This window comes from Streptomyces sp. NPDC058864 (genome assembly GCF_042742985.1).
Classification (GTDB): domain Bacteria; phylum Actinomycetota; class Actinomycetes; order Streptomycetales; family Streptomycetaceae; genus Actinacidiphila.
Genome location: NZ_JBHYMQ010000147.1, coordinates 1 through 4,255 on the forward strand (window position 1 = coordinate 1; position 4,255 = coordinate 4,255).

General features: G+C 66.3%; 2 protein-coding genes and 1 pseudogene. 2 read left to right on the forward strand and 1 reads right to left on the reverse strand.

All coding sequences use genetic code 11. From position 1 onward, the window contains the following. Positions 1 to 93: 93 nt before the first annotated feature. Positions 94 to 303 (forward strand): annotated as a pseudogene (locus tag ACFW3D_RS41970) (alpha/beta hydrolase); the annotation flags it as partial. Between the two features lie 642 nt (positions 304 to 945). Beyond that, positions 946 to 1,659: an NPP1 family protein gene (locus ACFW3D_RS41975; protein ID WP_500513747.1), complete on the forward strand. Its 714-nt coding sequence runs from the start codon at positions 946 to 948 to the stop codon at positions 1,657 to 1,659. A 713-nt stretch (positions 1,660 to 2,372) separates the two neighbouring features. Here ACFW3D_RS41975 and ACFW3D_RS41980 read toward each other — a convergent pair. Continuing rightward, complete coding sequence (locus ACFW3D_RS41980; RefSeq protein WP_500513745.1) at positions 2,373 to 4,064, reverse strand: SpoIIE family protein phosphatase; 1,692 nt, start codon at positions 4,062 to 4,064, stop codon at positions 2,373 to 2,375. Positions 4,065 to 4,255: the final 191 nt, after the last annotated feature.

Consider the following 4,255-nt stretch of genomic DNA (forward strand, 5'->3'; position numbering starts at 1 on the left):
GCACCGCCGGCGGTCTCACCATGATCGATCAGACTCCTTCACGGGACAGGACCCGCAAGAAACGAGCCCTGCCACAAAGTCTGACGCGCGACAACTGAACCCGCCGTGCTGGAACGGCCGCTCAGTGACCTCCCGGCGACGTACATCAAGTGCACGCTCGGTGACCCCGAGCCGAGCGACGACGTGGCAAAGCTACTGGTCAGCGAGCACTGGCAGCTGATCGAGATGGACACCGGCCACTGGCCGATGTTCTCCCAGCCGCGCGAACTGGCGCAGGTCCTCCTCGACGCAGTCGGGGAGTGACCGCGGTCGAGGTCGACCTCGCGGACGGCGGGCACTTCGCGGTGGGTGACCGTCATGCCTCGTGCAGCCAGCAGCCGTTCGGGCTTCAAGGACGGCGGCGCCCGGGTGGGGGTTGGGGTGTGCCCGGCCAGGCGTGGGCGCGGGGGTGTGGTGCGGCGCCGGACGCGGCGCTCGACACGACGGACGAGGAATCCATGCCCGACGGCCCGCGCCAGGCTGAGGCTGGGGTGGCGCCGGCAGCCGAGGGGACGCACGCATGGGCGCCGGTCGGTCACTCAATATACGGCGCTACTTAATTTTCCGGCTCTTCTCCTCACCGGAATCCATGACATGTCGGAAATGGCTATGCGGAAATGCGTGCTTGTGCCGTCGGATCGGGCTCGTATAACTTGTCGGCGCGTCAACAAGTGCAAGCAGCACCGGAGATGGCCGACCGGGTTCCGGCGTGTCGGACACTTCGTCACATAGAGCCGTCAGTTCTCGGGCAGGGAATTCTCAATAGGGACCTCTTGCCCCCTTTCGAGTCGAGGAGTTCTCGTGCGCAGTTTTGGGCCGGCGAGAAAGAATCCCGCTGGAACGGCATCCACTACCCGTCGCCCCAACCGTCTCCGTCTGGGAGCCGTGGCGACCGCTCTGGGTGCGATGGCCGTCCTGGCCTTCCCCACCGAGGCCAGTGCCTCCGTCCTGCAGCTGCTGCCGCAGAACGCCGACGGCCTGGAGCAGTCCTTCTCCCCGGCCTACGACTACGACGGGGACGGCTGCTACGCCACCGCTGCCATCGGCGCCGATGGCACCCTCAATCCCGGTCTGAAGCTGGGTGGCGACGTCAACGGGCATTGCCACGACTACGCCCAGCTGGCCAACGCCAACACGTACTCGCGCGAGAAGTGCAACAACGACTGGTGCGCCGTGGTGTACGCCAGCTACTTCGAGAAGGACCAGGCCACGCTCGGCCCTGCGGCCATCGGCCACACCCACGACTGGGAGCATGTCGTGGTCTGGATCCACAACAACCAGGTCGAGTACGTTTCGGTGTCCCAGCATTCCGGCTACCAGATCGCCGCCCGCTCGGGGATCCGCTTCGACGGTACCCACCCCAAGATCGTGTACCACAAGGACGGCGCCTCGACCCACTGCTTCCGCTTCGCCAACACCAACGACGAGCCCGCGGAGAACGTCACCGGCGGTTGGTTCTACCCCCGTCTCGTCGGCTGGGAGGGCTATCCGGCGGGCTTCCGCGACAAGCTCATGAATGCGGACTTCGGGTCGGCCACCATCAAGATCAACGACGCCCGTTTCAACTCCACTCTCGCCAATTCCAAGCCGTCCGGGATCCCTTTCGACCCCAACGCCTGACGTGCGCGCGGACGGCGATCCCGCGCGGGTTGCCGTCCGCGTGATCGCACGTCTTCGGTCGTGCCTGCCCTGCGAGTTGGGCAGTATCCCGCTTCACGTCACCGTCTGCCCTGCGAGGTCATCACGACGCAGCCCGCCGGCATGAGCGGCGAGTGAGGAGGTGCAACTCCGGAACTCGGACATCGGCCATGACAGCGTTGCCGTGGGTCTTCGACGTCTACCGCGAGCCCTCTATGGCCCGTTCAAGTTCCTGGGCGTCCTTTGGCCGGCATCCGGCGAATCTCGGCTGTGGTCGCTGCCGGCACTTCCGTTACCGGCTCCTGAAGGGTGTCTGTCGCGGGTTGCGGGCTGAGGCAAGTCGGCGCCGGACTGTTCACCGGGGTCTGGTCTCGGCGCTCAACAGTGCTGAAGCCTGCTGACGGACAGATCGCGGCCGCCATGCCTTCGCCACCGGTGACCACCTGGTGATCCAGGCCGGCGGCGGTACCGGCATGACCACCACGCTCACTCAGCTCGTGGCCAGCACCTCACGCCGGGGCTCGTAGGTGGCGTTCAACCGGTCCATCGCCCAGGACGCCGCCGGTCGCCAGGTATTCAACGACGATCCAAGGAAGATCTTCGAGTACCCGGCAGCAGTTGAGACTGCCTACGGTGCTCGCGGGAGCGTCAGGATCCGTGCTCGCTGCCCCGTCTGGGTGAGCTTTGCGGGCGGCTCAGAGACCGCGGGCCAGTACCAGAGTCACGTCGTCGCCGGCTGCGTGGCTCGGCAGCGAGTTGATCACGGCATCGGACACATCTTGCAAAGACGTTGCGGGCAGCCTGAGAGCTTCGCTCAGCCTCCGCAGACCCACATCGATGTCTTCGTGTCGCTGTTCGACGAGCCCGTCGCTGTAGAGAGCTATCAGACTCCCCTTGGGCAGGTGCAGCTCCGAGGCCTCGTAGGCTGTCATGCCGAGCCCGAGAGGTGTGCCGTGTGGCAGATCGGGGAAGTGCACATCACCATCGGGATGGACAACGGCCGGCGGCGGGTGCCCGGCCAGCGCTATCGAGCACTTCCGGGTGGCGGGGTCGTAGATTGCGTAGACGCAGGTAGCCCCCATGGACGGGACGGGATCGCCGGCTTCCTCTTCCTCCATGAGCCGGATGAACGTGCGGTCCAGTCTGGTCAGCAGTTCGCCCGGTGGTAGATCGAGCTCGGCGAGCGTGCGTGCGGCGGTGCGCAGTTGGCCCATCGTGGCGGCGGCGTGGATACCGTGTCCGACGACGTCACCGACGACGAGTGCCAAGCGGCCGCGCGGCAGCTCGATGACATCGAACCAGTCACCACCGACGCTGTCCTGGCCGTCTGCGGGGAGATAGCGTGCCACCACGTCCATCGCTGCTCCGCCGTTGACCCGGCGTGGCATGAGTTTGCGGCGCAGGGCCAGGGCATGTGTCCGTTCACGGGTGTACCGACGGGCGTTGTCCAAGCTCAGAGCCGCCCTGGCCACCAGTTCTTCGGCCAACAGCTGATCGCTTTCGTCGAACGGCACCGGGTTGTCCGTTCGCACGAAGACTGTGACACCCAGAAGGAGCCCGCGAGCCAGGACGGGAAGGATCAGCAGCGAGTGCATGCCGCAGTCGCGGATCTTTTCGGCTCGGGCCGGATCGTTCTTCAGCCACAGTTGGGCGGGGTCGAGTATCGGCTCGAGCCAAGGGCGGCCCGAGGCCAAGACCTGCAGGAAGGGAGAGGGCTGAGGGACATAGACGACGTCGCCGGGCGTCCACAGGGATTCCGGGGACCCGGTGTGGATCGATGCTCTGGCCGCGCGCCGGAAGGTCGGTATGCGGCCCTCGGAGAGCCCGTGCCGCTCCAGTGGCTCCTCGCCGAGTTGTACAGCCTCGGTCAAGTCGACCGTGACGTAGTCGGCAAGCATCGGTACTGTGAAATCGGCCAGCTCCTGCGCGGTACGCACGACGTCCAGTGTTGTCCCGATCCGGGCACCGGCCTCGCTCACCACGGCCAGACGGTCCCCGTCCCAGGGCATCCTCTCCCTGACGAACAGGACCACTACGCACACGCCCAGCGTGCGGCCGGCCGCGTCGTCCAAGCGGAAGATCGATGCCCGGAACGTCCCGTCGTGAGGAGCATGAGGGGCGGCCGGAACGTGGTACGCGCGGCTGGTGACGCAATCACCCGTGGCCAGCACCCGCCGCATGATCGCCGCCATCTCGACCGTATCGCCTGCCAGCGCCTCCTGCGGCTGCCGGCCCAATCGGCGGTCGCGCGGGATGCCGTCGTAGTGCTCAAGAGCATCGTTCACCCATATGCACCGCAGGTCGGTGTCCCAGATCGCGATGGCGGCGGCCGAGTGAGCCAGGAGGGATCGGAGCGCCGCTCCGGCCGCGTCTCCGGTGCGCGCCATCCCGGCCGCAACTCCGGCCGGTCCAAGTACGGCAGCATCCTTTAGCCTCAATGTATCTCGAATTTCTCTGCTGGTTCGGCAACTGATCGAGAGTGCCCAGGTTGCGTCCTTGGAAGTGGTGTACGGGTTCCCCACCTGATCCGGGTGTTTGTCCCGGCGTCGGAGTGAGTGCCCGGATATAGAGACGGCCA

Bases quoted from the DNA above. Each gene is read 5' to 3' on its own strand.
- ACFW3D_RS41975 (WP_500513747.1), top strand. From the start codon at position 946: ATGGCCGTCCTGGCCTTCCCCACCGAGGCCAGTGCCTCCGTCCTGCAG.
- ACFW3D_RS41980 (WP_500513745.1), bottom strand. From the start codon at position 4,064: ATGGCGCGCACCGGAGACGCGGCCGGAGCGGCGCTCCGATCCCTCCTG.